The sequence below is a fragment of the Cellulomonas sp. Leaf334 genome, assembly GCF_001424195.1.
Taxonomy (GTDB): domain Bacteria; phylum Actinomycetota; class Actinomycetes; order Actinomycetales; family Cellulomonadaceae; genus Cellulomonas.
In genome coordinates, this window is the sequence record NZ_LMOO01000008.1 from 467,524 (window position 1) to 485,005 (window position 17,482).

Annotated in this window: 14 protein-coding genes; 8 read left to right on the plus strand and 6 right to left on the minus strand. The window is 69.9% G+C overall.

Annotation, left to right across the window (positions count from 1 at the left end):
* Positions 1–185: 185 nt before the first annotated feature.
* From ASF78_RS22530 to ASF78_RS20285, 4 genes are all read right to left on the minus strand, one after another.
* Positions 186–773, minus strand: a complete 588-nt coding sequence (locus tag ASF78_RS22530) for an ArsR family transcriptional regulator (protein WP_156374257.1) — start codon at positions 771–773, stop codon at positions 186–188.
* A gap of 73 nt (positions 774–846) precedes the next feature.
* Positions 847–1,476, minus strand: coding sequence for a hypothetical protein (locus ASF78_RS20275; RefSeq protein ID WP_056593839.1), 630 nt, complete (start codon positions 1,474–1,476; stop codon positions 847–849).
* A complete protein-coding gene (locus ASF78_RS20280) occupies positions 1,473–3,785 on the minus strand; it encodes a DEAD/DEAH box helicase family protein (RefSeq protein ID WP_156374258.1) in 2,313 nt (770 codons plus the stop codon). The genes ASF78_RS20275 and ASF78_RS20280 overlap by 4 nt, the downstream gene beginning before the upstream one ends.
* Before the next feature lie 69 nt (positions 3,786–3,854).
* Positions 3,855–4,217, minus strand: a complete 363-nt coding sequence (locus tag ASF78_RS20285; protein WP_156374259.1) for a hypothetical protein — start codon at positions 4,215–4,217, stop codon at positions 3,855–3,857.
* Here ASF78_RS20285 and ASF78_RS20290 point away from each other — a divergent pair.
* The 3 genes from ASF78_RS20290 to ASF78_RS20300 all read left to right on the plus strand — a co-directional run bounded on the left by ASF78_RS20290 (position 4,200) and on the right by ASF78_RS20300 (position 7,614).
* On the plus strand, positions 4,200–4,481 hold the full coding sequence (locus ASF78_RS20290; protein ID WP_056593846.1) for a hypothetical protein: 282 nt from the start codon (positions 4,200–4,202) through the stop codon (positions 4,479–4,481). The two genes, ASF78_RS20285 and ASF78_RS20290, sit on opposite strands and share 18 nt — an antisense overlap.
* A 19-nt stretch (positions 4,482–4,500) precedes the next feature.
* Positions 4,501–5,007, plus strand: a complete 507-nt coding sequence (locus tag ASF78_RS22870; RefSeq protein ID WP_056593848.1) for a hypothetical protein — start codon at positions 4,501–4,503, stop codon at positions 5,005–5,007.
* Between the two features lie 288 nt (positions 5,008–5,295).
* A complete protein-coding gene (locus ASF78_RS20300; RefSeq protein WP_056593851.1) occupies positions 5,296–7,614 on the plus strand; it encodes a collagen-binding domain-containing protein in 2,319 nt (772 codons plus the stop codon).
* Positions 7,615–7,817: 203 nt separating this feature from the next.
* On the opposite strand, the gene ASF78_RS23170 is transcribed toward ASF78_RS20300, so the two are convergent.
* Positions 7,818–8,147: a hypothetical protein gene (locus tag ASF78_RS23170; RefSeq protein WP_369816354.1), complete on the minus strand. Its 330-nt coding sequence runs from the start codon at positions 8,145–8,147 to the stop codon at positions 7,818–7,820.
* A 306-nt stretch (positions 8,148–8,453) separates the two neighbouring features.
* Between ASF78_RS23170 and ASF78_RS20305 the strand changes: the two genes are divergently transcribed.
* The 3 genes from ASF78_RS20305 to ASF78_RS20315 are packed head-to-tail and all read left to right on the plus strand — an operon-like array spanning position 8,454 to position 13,235.
* A complete protein-coding gene (locus ASF78_RS20305; RefSeq protein ID WP_162243385.1) occupies positions 8,454–10,052 on the plus strand; it encodes an MFS transporter in 1,599 nt (532 codons plus the stop codon).
* Between the two features lie 28 nt (positions 10,053–10,080).
* Positions 10,081–11,694, plus strand: a complete 1,614-nt coding sequence (locus ASF78_RS20310) for an amidohydrolase (RefSeq protein WP_056593857.1) — start codon at positions 10,081–10,083, stop codon at positions 11,692–11,694.
* A complete protein-coding gene (locus ASF78_RS20315; RefSeq protein WP_056593860.1) occupies positions 11,691–13,235 on the plus strand; it encodes an MFS transporter in 1,545 nt (514 codons plus the stop codon). Before ASF78_RS20310 ends, ASF78_RS20315 begins: the two co-directional genes overlap by 4 nt.
* An 8-nt stretch (positions 13,236–13,243) precedes the next feature.
* Here the strand turns inward: ASF78_RS20315 and ASF78_RS20320 are convergent, their stop codons facing one another.
* Positions 13,244–14,791, minus strand: coding sequence for a sodium:proton antiporter (locus ASF78_RS20320; protein ID WP_056593863.1), 1,548 nt, complete (start codon positions 14,789–14,791; stop codon positions 13,244–13,246).
* A 340-nt stretch (positions 14,792–15,131) separates the two neighbouring features.
* Here ASF78_RS20320 and ASF78_RS20325 point away from each other — a divergent pair, with 340 nt between their 5' ends.
* Entirely contained in the window at positions 15,132–16,394 is a 1,263-nt protein-coding gene (locus tag ASF78_RS20325) for a DUF1214 domain-containing protein (protein ID WP_200940665.1), read from the plus strand.
* A gap of 59 nt (positions 16,395–16,453) precedes the next feature.
* On the plus strand, positions 16,454–17,464 hold the full coding sequence (locus ASF78_RS20330; RefSeq protein ID WP_056593866.1) for a TIGR00341 family protein: 1,011 nt from the start codon (positions 16,454–16,456) through the stop codon (positions 17,462–17,464).
* Positions 17,465–17,482 lie beyond the last annotated feature (18 nt).

Here is a 17,482-nt window from a genome sequence, read left to right on the forward strand (position 1 = left end):
CGGAGGAGGTGCGGCGCGTGATGTGCGGGGCAGGCGTCGGTGCGCTCTCCGAACGCAATCCTCTTGGCGCGTGGCTGACGTTCTCGGTATTGGCAGCAAACGGCGTGTCCGACTGGAACGGGACTCTGCAGGTTGGCTGGGACATGACGGCGCGCCCCCGCGACCCGCATGTCCCTGCACTAGGGTCAGATGCCGTCATCAACGACGTCAAGCGGCACGAGTGCGTGATCCCGGACGCCCCTGACGAACGGGTCGCTGGCCTGCTCCCAAGCGTCGGCGGAGATGAAGGTGACGTTGATCTCCCGGCGGAGCTTTGCCTCGAGTCCGTCGAGCGCTGAGTCGACGGCCCCTCGGTCCGGATCGCCGACCACGAGGAGATCGATGTCTGCGGGCGCCGGCCCGGGTAGTCCGACGAACCGTGCGGCCCATGAGCCGAAGATGTAAGCGCGGTCGATCCGCGCGACGCCGCTCAGCGCTAGCCGCAGTTCCCTGCGCGGGCCGAAACTGATGATCAGCAGTTGGCGCAGCGGCTCCAGCACCGGGTTCGCATCGTTGCCGCGCAGGACGACTGCACGCCCGAGTCGAGTCGCCGTGAGGAGCCCGGTCTCGAGCAACCGTCGCGTCTCTCGATGCACCGTCGCCTCAGGCTCTGCCAGGGCTCGGGCTAGTTCTGCAGCGGTCCAGCCGATGTCTTTCGTGAGTACCTCGTACAGCACCAGCCCTTGCAGCTGCGACCGCAGAATAGGCAACAGCGCAGGTGCCGGAGTTCTCATTTGGCTGAGGTTAACACCCATCAAACGAGACCATCTGCGGCCGCGCGCCCATCTGCCTCGCCGCGGTCAGCGATCAGTTCGCTGCGATGTGCGCCGGTGCGGCATCGGCCTCGGCGCGCGTTCTCGAGCGCAGAGCCTGTTCCGCGGCGATGTCCGTGACTAGCTGCTCGAGTTCCAGATCGGAGAGCCTTCGGATGAGCGCGCTCATGCGCTGCGTGCGATCGAGCCGTTCGTTTGGACGTTTGGTTGTGGCGCCACCGGTCAACCGGTACGTCCGCGGTGCGCGGCCCAGAGCGGGACGAGCACCGACACCGACCAACGTGCCCTCCGACCGTGAGCAGCCGAACGGCTCGATCGGATTGCCAGGGCGTTCCGGCACTGCCCGACGAACGTCTTCCAGGCGTCGCCGGTAGCCGTCCTCACCGGTACGCCGTTCGTCCATCGCTTCTTCGAGGCGCGCCTTGACCTCCACGTCACGCACTCCGTGCATGACGTGGTCACGGGTGACACCTTGTTGGGTCAAGAAGTAGTCGTACTCCCCCGGCAGGAAGCGGTGAGCGCCCGTGCCGTCCGTGAACTCACGCCACGCCCCGGACTCGAACATGGCCAGCAGCAGGTCCGTCACGCGCGAGAGCCCGAGGTTGCCCATCTGCAACGCGAACGTGTGGACGTGATCGGCGTTGGTGTCGGTGAACGCGCTCACCGGTTCTCCTCTCGGGCGGCCGTGGGCAATGCGCAACCGTGGGTGTTGCAGTGCTCGCGCACCCGCGCGAGCATCCACACCTCGACCTCGGCCAACTCCTTGGATCCGGCGTCGCCACGCTCCCCCTGACGGATGCCGGCCGCGTTGTTGGCCTGGTACTGGAATGTTCCGATCGTCGAGTACCTGCTGTCGTGATCCAGGTGGTTGGTCATCCAGTTGGAGACCGCCGTGATCCGGCTGCGCCGCGCCTTGTTCAGGCTGCGGGGGTCTGCCTGGGTTGTGGTCAGTCCGGGCGGCTTGGGCACGGCTTGGGTGTACAGCGGCAGCTTCGGGGTCGCCCGACGGGCCGCCACGGCGACCCGGGGAGCGTAGACCTCGGGGATCGACAGCTCCAGGCACAACGCGATGACCTCGCGGAGCTCATCGGCCATGACGGTGCCGTCGAACTCGCCCAAGACGGTCGCGCTATGCAGGTCCAGGGTGCTCATGTCGACCAGCTGGTAGCGCGGCATCCGCAGCCCCGAGCCCGATCCGGGACGCCCCTCGTCGTCGGCGGTCGACTCGTCCGGGACGTCGAGGATGTGGAATTGGGCCACGAGCGCCTCGGCGAACGCGGTGCGCAGGGAGGGGTTGTTCGGGATGAGGATCTGCGCGGGTAGCAGTCGCCTGTCAGCGCGCTCCACAGCTGTGACGCGCATGGCCCGCGCCATGGTCTGGGCGAGGGTGAGCACCGCGGTGGTCGCCGAGGCGTAGGCGATGACCGAGACCTCGGGACAGTCGAACCCCTCGGTCACCATCCGCACAGCCACGATCGCGCAGGAGTGCGGGGATGTGGCCGCGTCTCGCAGCGTCTTGAGCGCGTTGGAGTCCTCGGAGATCACCAGCTTGGCGAACGGGCGCCCGACGACCTTGTCGATCTCCTCGGCCGCCAGCTTGGCCGCGGCCTGGTCATCTGCGACCCACAGCATCTTCAGGGGCGCCTTGTCCTCGATCGTCGCCAGCTGTTGGCCGAGGAGCTTGACGGCCTCGTTCGCGAAAGCATGGACCAGGCCCCGGTCCATGAAGCCCTGCCGGATTGCGGTGTTGACCTGCGGACCACGGGTGAGGTCGGCGATCTCGCCCTCGAGCACCGTCTCCTCGCGGACGTCGATGAGCCGGACCTGACCGTCGTAGGCGTACAAATCGGGACGACGCAGCTCGACACCGATCAGTGTCGATGCGTGCACTGAGTAGTCGGCCACGGCTTGGTACTTCTCCACGCCGTCGACCAGCACCCTGTCGTAGCGCACGGTGCTGATCTTCTGGTTGCCGCTGGAGCGGAACAGGGTCCCCGTCATGTTCAAGACGCCAGCTGCGTGCATGCCGTCGTCGGTCTCCTCCGAGCCGACGATGCTGGCGACCGCGTTGCCCCACGCCTTTTGGTCGCCTACGTGGTGCACCTCGTCGAGTACCAGCAGGGTTGAGGCTGCCCGCATCTGCTGGATCTGGCCGGCCGCGGACCCAGTCAGACCCTGGTAGGTGACCACGGTCCCAACCGTGTCGGGGTGCTGCAGGAAGCCGTCGCGAGGGTCCCAGTCCAGGTAGATCCGCCAGGCGGCCAGGGCGTCGGCCCACTGCTTCTGCAGCGCCCGGTTCGGCACGACGACCACCATGCGCTGGGCAAGCCCGGAGTCCATCAGCTGGCGGAAGACCAGGCCGGCGAAGAAGGTCTTGCCGGCGCCAGGCGCGGCGTGCACGGTGGCACGGCCCGACTGCCAGATTCGCTCGAGGATCACGTCGAGCGCCTGGGCCTGCCATTCCCGCGGCGAGGGCAGGCTCGGGTCGACAGCGTCGGTTCTGCCCTGGCGCAGGTTGCATTCGCGGCACCAGGCCTGCATCTGGGCCAGGCTCGTGGCGCCACCGTTGGTGTGCGCGACGAGGTGCGCCTGCTGCCACTCGACCCCCAGAGGGACGCCGCACCGCTGGCACCTACCGCCCGCACGTGCGAACAGGTCGACGGCCTCGGCGCGGGACAGGCGGCGCCGCGGATCCTTGCCGTACCCAGCTCGCAAGGCCTGCATCAACGTTCCTCTCGGAGTGCGCGCGGGCCGACGATGGCCGTGGTCGCAGGCTAGACCTGACCACCGACACCGGAGGAGTATCCGGGAGTCGATGAACTCGGGCGTCACCAGCGTCAGCAGCGCCAGCCGGCCGGCGGGCGCCGGTGCACCTGCTCGGCGCTGTCGGCCGAACAGCCTCGCGAGCCGGCACACCAGGTCCTCCACCAGATCCGGAGCGCGAGAGCCGGGCGACGCGATGGCGCTGGTCACGGCACGCACCCATGTCCCGGTCCCGCAGGTCGACCACGCCGACCTGAGCCACGAGCTCGTCGACGCCGACTACTTCTTCATGCCGTTCGTCGACGCCGACAACTTCGGCATCATCATCGACAGCCTGAGCACCGAGCAGCGCGACGCGTACAACGAGGCGCTCGGCGCCACCAACCGCGAGCTGAACTCGATCCGCGGGGACTGGTTCGACCTCTCGCCGGCCCCGGTGACCCGTCGTGGCGGACCGTCTTCACCGGCATCGTCGAGGCCACCCTGGCCGACGGCGAGGCCCGCAACGTCGACAACGGCCGGGACTATGACGAGATCCGCAAGGTCGTCGCCCTGCACGCCGACGTCCTCGACGACGTCATCGAGCCCAGGTTCGTCGAGTGGGACCTCTGGGACTCCAACGTCATGGTCCGCGACGGCCACATCGTCACCATCATCGACCACGAGAGCGCCCTGTACGGGGACCCGCTGATGGAGGCCGGCTTCGCGGGCACCTACCTCTCCGACTTCGGTGACCCGACCGCCTTCATGCGCGGCTACGGCCAGGAGCAGCTCACCCCGAGGGAGCAGACGCGCCGTGGCCTGTACTGCCTGCACCTGGTCGTGATCATGGCGATCGAGACCGTGTACCGCGGACACACGACACCACCCAGTACGACTGGGCACGCAAGCAGATCGACACGATGATGCGCCTGCTCACCGAGCCGTGAGCACCGGGCGCACGCTCGACGCCGCCGCCCTGGGCGAACGGCCGGTCGGGCGGCTGCTCTGGCACGCCTGCACCCAGACCACCATCGCGGTCGGGGTCTACGGGATCTACGCGCTGACCAACGCCTGGTTCGTCGCCCGCGGCGTCGGGACGACCGCGATGGCGGCGGTCAACCTCGTCGCCCCGTTGCTCCTGGCGCTGGGCGCGGTCTCGACCGCCCACGGGCGGTACGCGCAGGGGGCGAGGATCGCGATCTCTTTCTCTACCTTGCGGACCTGCCGTCCCAGGCTCTGCCAGGTGCGGAACCCGGCCACCCGGGTGGCGTCGGCGCTGCGCGGCGATGAGCAGAAGGTAGCCCGGGCTGTAGGTGTGGAACCGGGCGGCGGTGGCGAGCATCGCGCGCCAGGCGGCGGTGGCGAGCATCGCGCGCCAGGCGTCGGAGGACACCAGCGCGGCCACACCGTCGGTGATCTGCTCGTGCAGGGCGGTGGGCTTGTCGTCTGAGACCGCCGCCCGCGTGAGACGCGCTCCTATGAACGAAGGACCGGCGCGGCGGTGACCTCTCAGGCGCGACTCATGGCCGAATCACCGAGATCGGCCCGCACGACGAGCTGGTGGGCGCGGGTGGCGACTACGCCGTGCTGTGGCGCTCGTGGCAGCACGACGCCGTCTGAGCAGGGCCGCCGTACCCGGCGTGCATCCGGGTGAGGTCGACGTGCGACAAGGCCGAATCGTACGAATCGGCTAGCCTGCAAGGTGAGATGCCTCTCATGCTCGTCGGAAGGACGTCCCGTGCATGTTGCGCGACCCGGTGCGAAGGGCATCGTCGCGTCGGTCGCCGCCGGCGCTCTCCTGATCCCCGTCCTCGCCGCCGCCGTGGCGGTCGGCGCCGCCACGACGGCCTCGGCCGTCAACGTGTGCGGCCTCGACGAGGACCCGACCCTGGGTTTCACCGTCCTCGTCGAGGGTGACGCATCGATGAGCGGGTCTGAGGTCGAGGGCACGCTCGGGGTCGGCGGCTCGCTGTCCTGGGCGTCGACGTTCGACGTGCGGCACTCGACAGGTCTGACGCCGCCGGACTACCCGCTGCCGACGATCCCGGTCGGGGGGGCGGACGTGCCCGTGCGTGTGGCTGCCGGCGCCTACGACCTGGCGGGCTCGCAGGGCGTCCTGCAGGTCGGTGCGGAGTCGGACGACCCTGCCTGGCCGCGCGGCGAGATGTTCGCCGGCTCGTCGACGTGGACGACGACGTCCTTGTCAGGCGAGCAGGTGTTCATCGACGACGGGGGGCCCGGGCAGGCGCGCGTGCTGCCGCCGAACCCGCCGGCCTCGGAGGGAGATCTCGCCACGTGGGTGCCGGCGAACATCGGCCCGGTCGACGTCACGCCGGTGACCGCCGGGTTCGGTGACCTCGACACCCTGGCCGACGCCATCACCGACGTCACCGGGACGACCGACGGCATCTCCGAGGTGTCGCTGGCCGGCGGTCCGTCGGAGAAGCAGCTCGAGCTGGTCGCGGGCGACATCAACGTCCTGTCGGTGACGCCCGAGGCGCTCGACGGGGTGACTGCCCTGTCGTTCACGGGAGCCGTGCCGTCGCTGGACACGCCGCTGGTCATCCGGATGAGCGGCGGGACCGCCTTTAACATCCCGCGGATGAACGGCGCCAACGACTCCGGCACCAACAACCTCTTCGCGCCCTACGTCCTGTGGAGCTATGCCGACGCCGGCCCTCTCACGATCAGCAGCCAGGGCCTCATCACCGGGACGGTGCTGGCGCCGCGCGCCGACGTGACGCTCGAGAACAGCAGCCCGCTCGAGGGCCAGCTGATCGCGGCGTCGCTGGTCAAGCCGGGCGGCACCGGCGAGATCCACCACTACGCGTTCGCCGCGTGCGTCCCGGACGACGACACAACGACGGGCACGGTCGCGCTGAGCAAGACGCTGGTCGTGGACGGCACGTTCGACACCCTGCCGATCGACGTCACCGTGCAGTACTGGGTCGACGGCGTCCGGCAGCTCCCCGACCTGTCCGTCGCGGTCGACGGCACGCTGCTCGGCCCGGTCACAGTCCCGTCGGGGGAGCTCATCGAGCTGGGCGAACCGACACCGCCCGCGGTCCCGGGGGGCGTGTGGCAGACGCCGGTCTGGGCGGTGACCGGAGCGACCACGACCACTCCGACGCAGCCCGGCGCGCAGGTCGCGTTCGTCGTCGAGGAGGACGCCCAGGTGGCGGTCTCCCTGACGGACACGCTCGCGGGGCAGGGCCGGTTCAGCATCGCCAAGTCCCTCGACGACGCCGGCCTCGGCTCCCCGGACACCTTCACGTTCCAGTGGTGGGTGAACGACGTCGCGCAGACCCCCGACCTCGTGGTCGCCGCCGACGGGACCGTCCTCGGACCGATCGACGTCGCCCCGGACAGCGTCATCGAGCTCCTCGAGGTCGCCCCGGCCGACCCGGCCGGCGGCACGTGGACGGCGCCGACCTTCGACGTCGTCGGCGGCACGCCCGCCACCCCGCAGCACGGCGGCTTCGCGTTCACGGTCGGCCGAGGCAGCGCCGTGAGCGCGGTGACCGTCACCAACGTCGTCGAGCCCGACCCGGTGCCCGTCACCGGCGGCTTCGCGGTCCAGAAGGTCGTCGCCGGAGCCGTGAGCGTGGTGCCGCCGGGCGCCGTCTTCACCGGGACCTGGACCTGCGACGCCGCCGGTGCCGCGGGCACGACCTCGGGAACCTGGTCGGTCGCCGCCGGCGCCACCGCCGTCGTCGCCGGCTTTCCCGTAGGCACCACCTGCGTCGTCGCGGAGGACGCCACCCAGCCGGGCGGGACGTTCACCGCCACGCTCGTGCCGGCCGACGGCACCGTCGTCGTCGCCGCGGGCGACCCGACGGTCGCGGGCCTCGTGACGGTCACCAACACGTACCCAGCCCCGCCGACGCCCAGGCCGACACCCGCACCGGACGACTCCGAGCTCGCCGTCACCGGGGCGGACGGGGCGCAGGCCACTGCCGTTGCGGCAGCGGTGGCGCTCCTCGTCGGTGCGGCGCTGGTGCTCGCAACGCGACGGCATACCCCGGCATCCATCCGGCACGCCCGACGACGGACCTGATGACGGCTCCACTCACCCTGCGCGAGGGTGTCGTCGTGCCCGACGCGGCCCTCGCGTGGCGGTTCGCCCGGTCCAGCGGACCGGGCGGTCAGTCGGCCAACACGACGGACTCGCGCGTCGAACTCTCGACCTTCGCGGGCTCAGGCCGAGGTCAGTGTCGGTTTCGAACGTGCGGGTCTCGACCTGGTAGACCCCGACGGGGCCTACGGCCTCGGTGGGTCCATGGTCGCGTCCGCCGGCGCGAGCGGCGCGTTGTCGGCGACGACGGTCGCGGTGTTGGTCATCGGGACGCCGTCCGCGGCGTACGGGAGATCCGGATCGACCTCGGCGGTCACGAGCACCTGCGCCTGGCCACCGCTCGGCACGGTCGGCCACGTCGCCGTGACCGTGTCGCTCTCGGTGTCGGCATCGATGGCCCCGCCGGCGGGACCGCTCTGGATCGAGGCGCTGACCAGCTCCAGACCGTCCGGGAGCGGCTGGCATCCATCGATAAGCCTCTCTATGGGCGTATATCGGAATGCCCAAGACGGTATGAGAGAGCGTTATTGCCTAGATCGAATGACCCGGTGGAGCACGTCGCACACAACTCCGGGAACGCGGCGTCGAGACGGGCGCCGCCTCGTTGTTCGTCGCTACGGCTTCCTCTTCCGCACTCGGGCATCTGGGTACAGAGAGTGAACCAGCAACGGCGGAGGATCTTCGGCCCGGATCTCTACGACGGGATCTCCACGCCCACGCCCACGCCCTGAAACGGGGCCGCACTGGCCCGATGCGTCCGTTTCGCCTAGGTTCCGAAGTGCGCACGTTGCCGTTACATGGGCCTGACGAGGGAGTTCGCCATGAGCACCGCCCCCGCACGATCCGAAGTGGTGCGCAAGGGCACGACAGCGGCCCTCGTGGCCCTGACTGCGGCGTCCTGTCTCCAGGTGGTCGACCCCACGGCCAACAACATCGCGATCGTCGGTGCCAGCGTCGATCTGGGCATGTCGAGCTCGCAGCGGGCGTTCGCCGCGAGCGTCGGGACGCTGTCGCTGGCGGCGTTCATCCTGACTACCGGCGCCCTCGGTGACCGTCTCGGGCGCCGCAAGGTGATGCTGGCCGGTCTCCTCGTGGCCGTCGCCGGTGGGCTCCTGACGGCCCTGGCACCCACGACGGGGTTCTTCATGCTCGGCCGGGCGGTCACCGGGATCGGGATCGCGGCCTCCTTCGGGTTGAGCTTCGCGCTCCTGCGTGAGGTGCTCCCGGACAAGATCCCCAAGGCGGTCGCCTTCTGGCTGGCCGGCCAGACGGCGGCGGCGCTCGTCCTGGGAGTGGTCGCGGGCTGGATGGCGGGATTCGGGTGGCGGTACGGGTACCTGACCATGCCGATCGTCGCGGTCATCGCGTTCCTCATGTGCATGCGCGGCCTGCCCGAGGCCAAGGCGGACACGGTCGGGCCGTTCGACTATCTGGGCCTCAGTTCGGTCGCGGTCGCGCTGATCGGGATCATCTACGGCCTGAGCAACGCCTCCACCTACGGCTGGGGCTCGACGCAGGTGCTCGCTCCGGCCGCCGTCGGGGTCGTCGCCTTCGTCGTGTTCATCTGGTGGGAGGCGCGGATCGCGTTCCCGGCGTTCCCGGTCAAGTTGTTCAAGGACCCGGAGCTGGCGGGTTCGGTCGCCACCGGCTTCTCGTTCAACATGTGGCAGGCCGTCGTGATGATCCAGCTGTCGATGCTCTGGCAGTACGTCTACCGGTACACCCCGCTGGAGGTCAGCCTCGGCCAGCTGCCGATGAGCCTGGCGATGGTCGTCGGCGCGACGATCGCCGGCCGGCTGCTGTCCAAGGGTGTCTCGGCGGCGACGAACCTCATCGTCGGTCACGTCCTGCTGATCGGCACGATGGTCATGTTCGGCTTCTCGACGACGACGTCGCCGTACATCTTCTTCGCCCTGCCGATGATCGTCGGCGGGTTCGCCCGGATGCTCAACGAGACGACCATGGGCCAGTTCTTCGTCTCCAAGCCACCGCCGTCGCTGACCGGGGCGATGGCCTCCTCGAAGACCGCCATCGGGCAGACGAGCTTCGCTCTCGGTACGGCGCTGTCCTCGACGCTGTTGTTTGGTGCCTACGGCCGCGGGATCGCCGCCGCGTTCACGCAAGCCAACGTGGAGCCTGCCCAGCAGGGGATCTACACCGGGATTATCCAGACGTACGTGTCCGGCGGCGATCTGTCCGACTACGACCCGGCGCTCGTGCAGAAGGTGATCGACACAGCTTCGGGCGCGTTCGTCGACTCGTTCAACTCGACGATGTTCGTGATCGCGGGCTTCCTGGCGGTGTTCGCCGTGATCAGCACACTGTTCTTCGCGCGCGCCACCAAGCTGCGCAAGGCCGGACTCCTCGTCGACGGTCCGATCGCGGTCGACGAGCCGGCGGCACAGCCCGGCACGAACTGAGCACCCACTTCTGAGACCGGAGTCCGAGATGAGCGCGCCCGACCTGATCCTGACCAACGCGACCGTGCTGACCGTCGACCGTGCCGATTCGGTCGCGCAGGCAGTCGCCGTCACGGACGGCCTGATCACGGCCGCCGGCACCACTGCTGACGTGGTCGCCCTGGCCGGTGCGGGAACCGAGGTCGTCGACCTCGCCGGCCGGACCGTCGTGCCGGGGTTCGTCGACGCCCACAGCCACGTCTCGATGGGTGCGCCGTACGTGAAGCACGCCGACCTGCAGACGCCGCCCGTGGGTGTGACGCGCACGGTCGCGGACGCGCTGGGCCGGCTGCACGAGGCCAAGGACCGCAACGCGCCCGCGCCCGGTGAGTACGTGGTCGGTTGGGGCTACTTTCCCGACGAGATGGACGACGGCGGAGTGCTGACCGCCGACCTGCTCGACCAGGAGTTCCCCGACCACCGCGTGGTGATCGTGCACGTCAGTGGGCACGGCGGATACGTCAACGGACCGGTCCTCGACGACCTCGGCTACACGCCTGGCTGCGCGAACCCCGAAGGAGGCACCGTGGTCCGCCTGCCCGGCACGGACATCCCCTCGGGCGAGCTGTGGGAGCAGGCGTGGATGCCGTTCGTGCTCAACCTCCTGCACTACGGGCGCGCGGAGTTCGACGCGATGCTCGCCGAGTACGCGCGCTGGGGCGTGACGACGGTCCAGGACGGCGCGGCGACGTGGGCGCAGATCCAGCAGATCCGCGGCTACGCCGCACAGGCACCGTTGCCGGTCGACGTCCGCTCGCTGGTCATCTACAGCGACCTCGACCAGGTCATCGACGCCGGCCTGGCGGACACGACCGTCGGTGGCCACACGGTGCAGGGCGTCAAGCTTATCCTGGACGGCTCGCCCCAGGGCCGGACGGCGCATGTGACGAAGGAGTACGTGACGGGCGGCCCGGGTGGCGAGCAGCACTGGCACGGCATCGCGTCCACCGACGTCGAGACGACCAACACGGTCGTCGCGACCGCCTACGGCCATGGCGTCCAGGTCTTCGCGCACGTCAACGGCGACGCGGCAATCGACCAGCTGCTCGACGCACATCGGGCGGCTGTCGCCTCGGGCGTCACCCCGACGGGCCGCACGATCGCGATCCACTCCCAGGTGATGCGGCTCGACCAGCTCGACGACTACGTCGCCGAGGGTTTCGAGCCGTCGATGTTCACGATCCACACCTACCTGTTCGGTGACATCCACATCGCGAACTTCGGCCCGGAGCGCGCGTTCGGCATCTCACCGATGCGCAGCGCGCTGGCCAAGGGACTGCGGCCGACCAACCACTCGGACTACCCGATCACGCCGATCAACCCGCTGGGTCTGCTGTGGTCCTCCGTCGCGCGCACGTCGTTGACCGGGGTCGTGCTCGGCGAGCAGGAGCGCATCACCGCTGCCCAGGGACTGCGGGCGCTGACGATCGACGCCGCGTACGAGCAGCGCACCGAGCACGACCGGGGGTCGATCGAGGTCGGCAAGCTCGCCGATCTCGTCGTGCTGGACCGCAACCCGCTGGAGGTGCCGGTCGACGAGATCCGCGACGTCGTCGTGGAGCGGACCATCAAGCGGGGCGTGACCGTGTACGCGGCACGATGAGCACGTCCCAGACCGCCGCGCCGAGCACACCCGACGGCGTCGCCCGACGGCCCGGAGCCGCGATCTTCGCGCTGACCATCGCCGGCGTCGCCCAGGCTGCCGACGTGTCGATCCACAACACCGCGATCGCGTCGGCTGCTGCGGAGCTTGGCATGTCCGCCTCACAACGGTCCTTCGCCGCATCAGCCGCGACGCTCGCGATGGCCGCGTCGATCCTGACCGTCGGCACGATAGGCGACCGCCACGGCAGGCGGCTGACGTTGATCTGGTGCGCGGCCGCTCTCGTGCTGGGCGGACTCGTCACGGCGACAGCGGGCGGGTACGCGGTCTTCGTCCTGGGCCGGGTCATCACCGGCATCGGCCTTGCCGGCACTCTCGGGCTGTCCATGGCGCTCATCCGCACGGTCGCCCCTGACCGCGTGCCCCGCGCGATGTCGTTGTACTTCACCGGCCAGGTCGGCTTCGCGCTGCCGCTGACGATCCTGGGCGGGGCCCTGATCAACGAGTCGTGGAGGCTCGGCTACCTGATTCTGCCCCTCGTGGGGACGGCTGCCGCCATCTTGAACAAGATGTACACCCCGAAGTCGAAGGCCGTGCACCGCAGACAGTCCGACCCCGTCGGACTCGTCCTCGTCGCGGTCGGTCTCGTCGGCGTCATCTGGGGTGTGAGCCAGGCCAGCGGCGGGTGGTGGACGCCACGCGTCCTGGTCCCGCTCCTGATCGGCATCGCCGCGCTGATCGCGTTCATCCGGTGGGAGATGCACCACGCCGAACCCGCGTTGCCCGTGCGCCTGTTCGCGGACCGGAACCTGGCCGGCGCCCTGTCGGCGGACGTCTCGTTCAACATGTGGCAGGCCGTCATGGTCCTGCAGCTCTCGCTGCTCTGGCAGTACGTGTACGGGTTCACCCCGCTCCAGGTGACCGTGGGGCAGCTTCCCGCCACGATCGCCATGGCCGTCGGTGCGTTCGCCGCCGGACGCCTCGCCGCGCGCGGGCAGCGCCCGCAGACCCTGGTCGTCGTTGGGCTCGCGGGTGTCGCGACGGCCATGTACGTCTTTGCGATCGGTGGTGCTTCCACGCCCTACTGGGTGTTCGCGGTCGGGCTGGTGCTCGGCGGGTTCTCCCGGATGCTGACCGAGACCTCGGCCGGTGAGTTCTTCGTCGAGATCCCGCCGCCGGACCTGGTCGGCGCGACGGTCGCGAGCAAACCCGCGATCGGGCAGGCCTCCTTCGCCCTCGGCCTGTCCCTGAGCTCGACCCTGCTCTACTCCGGGTTCGGCCGGGGCCTGGGGGCCCAGCTCGACGCGCTCGGTGTGACCCCCTCGCAGCAGGCGCAGGTCATGGGCTGGTTCTCCGGCGGCACCGTCCCGGAGTGGGCGAAGGGGACGGATCTGTTCCACCAGGTCGTCGGTGCCGCGCAGGAGTCCTACGTGCACGCGTACCGCACGACGACGCTGACGTTCGCGGTGTTCTTCACGGTCATGGCTGTCGTCACGGCGATGCTGCTGCGCGGCCGAGCACGCACCCGCGCCGACAGCTGAGCACACGCCTACTCGAGCTGGCCGAGGGCCCGGCGCTCGACCTCGGCGAGCACGTCGTCGGCCACGTCCGGGCTGACCCGTCCGGCTGCGCGTGCCTCGAGGACGACGGCACGCTCGACCTCGCTCGCCCGACGCAGCAGCGTCTCCACCTCGTCGTCGTCGCCGGTGTCCTGCTCGTCGCGGTCGCTGCCGCGACGTGCCGTCCCGATCGCGTCCTGCGCCGCGAGATAGCCCTGGTACTGCAGCCGCACCGCCCACTGCACGCGGTCGGGCAGGTCGTCGCCGAGCGACCCGTCCAGGGCAGCCAGGACGGCGGACGTCGCCTCACGTCGCAGGTCCCGACGTTGATCGTCGTCGCCCTCGACCGCGACGCCCAGCCAGCGCACGAGTGGCGCCAGCGTCAGTCCCTGCAGCACCAGGGTGACCAGCACGGTCACCAAGGCGACCACGACGATCGAGTCACGGTGCGGGAAGGATGCTCCCAGGGCGAGTGCGGTGGCGACCGTCACCACCCCGCGCATCCCTGCCCACGAGACCACCACACCTTCTCGAGGACCCGCGGGGACACCCTCTCGACGCCGCCGCCGTCCGAACAACCAGGTCGAGACGAGCACCCAGCCGAACCGGACCAGGACGAGGACGACGCAGGTCCAGCCCGCCAGGGCCAGCGCCGTGCCGCGGTCGGGGTTCGTCCGCAGGATCTCGGTCAGCTCGAACCCGATGAACACGAAGACGAGACTGGTGATGAAGTCGTCCGCGTACTGCCAGACCGCTCGCCCGAGCAGCCACCCCTCGGAGGTCAGGGACCGGAACGCGAAGGTGCGCAGGTACAGGCCGAGGGTGAGGACCGCCAGGACACCCGAACCGTGCAGCTGGTCGGCCGCGAGGTATACCGCGAACGGCATCGCGATCGTCACGGTCGTCTCGGCCGTCGCGGAGTGCAGCCGGGCCAGGATCCACCGCGTCGCGACCGCCACGACCAGACCGAGACCGACGCCCACCCCGAGCGCCAGCACGAGGCTGACCCCGATCTGCCCGGCGGTGACGTGCCCGGCGACGACGCCCGCGACGGCCACGTTGTACAGCACGAGCGCCGTGGCGTCGTTGAACATCCCCTCGCCCTCGAGGATGGTCACCAGGCGCCCGGGGAGCCGCATGCGCCGGGCCACCGCGGTCGCGGCGACCGGGTCGGGCGGTGCCACGACGGCACCGAGGACCACGGCCGGCCCCCAGCCAAGGCCCGCGGCATGGGCGAGCACGGCGACCGCGAACGCGCTCGCCAGGGTCAGACCGACCGCGAGCAGGGCGATCGGGCGTGCGCTCTCGCGGAACTCCCGGGCGGTCGAGCGTTGGGTCGCGGCGAACAGCAACGGCGGCAGCACCAGCGGCAGGATCAGGTCCGGTTCGACCGAGACCGCCGGCACCCCGGGAAACAGCGGGACGGCCAGGCCGAAGAGCGTGAGCAGGACCGGATAGGGGATGCGGAGCCGGTTTGCCGCCGGCGTCAGGGCGACGATGCCGGCCACAAGGATCGCGGCGAGGACGGCGGGAGGCATCAATGCTCCTGTCCCTGGGCGAGGTTGCCCGGAGGCCACACCCCCGGATCAATCGTTCACCGGATAGTGCCCCAGGGCCCGGACCCGCACAACGACCCACGACGCGACCCTCCGTCGCGGTGACCAGCACTCGCTGGCAGCCGAGTGTCACGCGCGGCCCCGTGCATCCCCGCTGGTTCTCGGACAGAGTGGAGACGTCGTCAATGCAAGTCGATCTGAGTGGGGGAAGCGCATGTCGGACGTGGTTGCTGGACCGGTCGCTGGGACGTCGTACCCGGAGGCGTACGTGCGAGCGGTCGGTCGTTTCGCGTACGTGTGGGGCTGGCCGATGGTGTCGATGATGAATCGGCGCACGGCATTGACGTCGGTGGACGAGCCGGGATTGCGCGGCGGGGTGCTGCCGAACGCCCCGCTGGGGCGGGTGTGCATGATGACCGACTACATCCCGGCCGGTCAGCGGTTCGTGGCGTGCACCAACCAGGATGTGCTGTACGGGTTCGGGTTCGGGTCCCTGGACGAGCAGCCTGCCGTGTTCCAGATCCCCGACTTCGGCGACCGGTTCTGGGTGGCTGCGGCGTGGGACCAGCGGACGGACTCGTTCGCGCAGCTGGGCAAGCAGTACGGGACGAAGCCCGGCTTCTACGCGGTGGTCGGCCCGAACTGGGATGGCGAGCTGCCCGAGGGCATCACGGGTTCGTTCCGGTCGTCGACTGCGCTGGCGGCGTTCTGCCCGCGGGTGTTCATCGAGGACACGGCCGAGGACCGTGCCGCGGTGATGGAGCTGCTGCCGCAGGTGACGATCTACCCGCTCGACCAGTTCGACGGGACGATGAAGTCCGACGACTGGGCCAACGTGCCCACCTTCCCCGTGCCTGAAGCGACGGGCTCCGCGGAGATCCGCTGGGTGGATCCGACGGCGTTCTTCGACCAGCTCCCGGCGGTCCTCGACACGGTCCCGCCGCTGCCGGGCGAGGAGGCGCTGTACCAGCAGTTCCGGGCCGTGCTGCAGGCCGCGCAGGAGAACCCGGCGGTCAAGGACGCGCTCGTGGCGGTCGCCGTGGAGGCCGAGCAGGAGATCATCACGCCCCTGCTGCGCTGGGAGTTCAACGGCCCCGCCGCCGGCAACGGTTGGTACTCCCCGAAGAACAACTCCCAGTTCGGCACCGACTACCTGACCCGCACGGCGCTGGCCCGCTCGAACATGTTCGAGAACGCGCCGCACGAGACGAAGTACCTGTTCACCGACACGGACGTCGAGGGAACCCAGCTCGACGGGTCGCACGCCTACACCGTCACGTTCGCCGCCGGCGAGCTGCCCCCGGTGAACGGGTTCTTCTCCGTGACCCTCTACAACGAGCACCACTTCTACTTCGAGAACGACCTCGGCCGATACTCCCTGGGCACCAAGAACCCGGACCTGCAGCGCGGCGCGGACGGTTCCCTGACGTTCTTCGTCGGCAACGCCAAGCCCGAGGGGGCACCCGCGAGCAACTGGCTGCCGGCACCGCCGGACAAGTTCTCGCTCTACATCCGCGCGTACTGGCCCCAGCAGACCATCCTCGACGGAACCTGGCTCCCGCCACGGATCGAACGCGTCGGATGAGAACTCCGACATAGGCCGACCTGCGGCGCCGCGGACGTGCTGCTGCCACGATGCCAGGCATGGCCTCGAACCTGATCCGCACCGTGCTTCCCGACTCCCAGCGCCGGAGCGTGCAGGACCTGACTGCCGATCTCGACCTGTCGGCGGGCGACGTGTCGGCGAAGCGGTCGGCGTTCTGGATCATGCTCGCGCTGAGCGCGGTCATCGCGACCGCGGGTGTGCTGTCCGACTCCACGGCGACGGTCATCGGCGCGATGATCATCGCGCCGCTGGCCACCCCGATCATGGGCCTGGCACTCGGTCTGGCGAAGGGTCGGCCGCGCGCAGCACTCCAGTCCGTCTGGTTCGTCGTGCGCGGCGTCGTGCTCGTCGTCGCGGTCGGCGCGCTCTTCTCGCTGCTGGTGCCCACGACCTTCGACCTGCTGGCGAACAGCCAGATCGCGTCACGCACCTCACCGGGGCTGTTGGACCTGGTCGCGGCGGTGGCCACGGGGTTCGCGGGCGCGATCGCGCTCGCCCGGCGCGACGTCGCGGCCGTGCTGCCCGGGGTCGCGATCGCGATCTCGTTGGTCCCGCCGCTGGCGGTCGCGGGCGTCTGCCTGGGGGACGGCGCACCGAGCCTGGCCGGTGGCGCGATGCTGCTGTTCGTCTCGAACGTGGTCGCTCTGGTACTGGCGGGCACGCTCGTGTACGCGACCACGGGGTACGGCGTCGCATCGGCAGCCCCGGACGGTCGGTCGCGGCGCCGCACCTACGTGACGATCACCGTCGTGCTGGCGATCATCGCGATCCCGCTGGCGGGGAACACTGCGTTCACGTACGCGGTTGCTCGCCGGGCCGAGCGGGTCGAACAGGCCACGGACGCGTGGCTGGCTGTGGTCCCCGGCGCGACCGTCACTCACGTCTCCTACAGCGGTTCGACGCTGGAGATCGACATCCGCACGCCGGGCGACCTGCCGGACACCGACGCGCTCATGGACGCCCTGGTGGGCACGATTCCCGACGGGACCCCGGTGATCGTCGAGACCAGCCTGGGTGAACGTGTGGACGCCGGCACGATCGGCGGCTGAGCAACCGGCCACGGGTCG

Excerpts from the sequence above, each read along its gene's own strand:
- ASF78_RS20310 (WP_056593857.1), top strand. The coding sequence starts at position 10,081 with ATGAGCGCGCCCGACCTGATCCTGACCAACGCGACCGTGCTGACCGTC.
- ASF78_RS20305 (WP_162243385.1), top strand. The coding sequence starts at position 8,454 with ATGAGCACCGCCCCCGCACGATCCGAAGTGGTGCGCAAGGGCACGACA.
- ASF78_RS20320 (WP_056593863.1), bottom strand. The coding sequence starts at position 14,791 with ATGCCTCCCGCCGTCCTCGCCGCGATCCTTGTGGCCGGCATCGTCGCC.
- ASF78_RS20325 (WP_200940665.1), top strand. The coding sequence starts at position 15,132 with ATGAATCGGCGCACGGCATTGACGTCGGTGGACGAGCCGGGATTGCGC.
- ASF78_RS20330 (WP_056593866.1), top strand. The coding sequence starts at position 16,454 with ATGGCCTCGAACCTGATCCGCACCGTGCTTCCCGACTCCCAGCGCCGG.
- ASF78_RS22530 (WP_156374257.1), bottom strand. The coding sequence starts at position 773 with ATGAGAACTCCGGCACCTGCGCTGTTGCCTATTCTGCGGTCGCAGCTG.
- ASF78_RS20290 (WP_056593846.1), top strand. The coding sequence starts at position 4,200 with ATGGTCCGCGACGGCCACATCGTCACCATCATCGACCACGAGAGCGCC.
- ASF78_RS20315 (WP_056593860.1), top strand. The coding sequence starts at position 11,691 with ATGAGCACGTCCCAGACCGCCGCGCCGAGCACACCCGACGGCGTCGCC.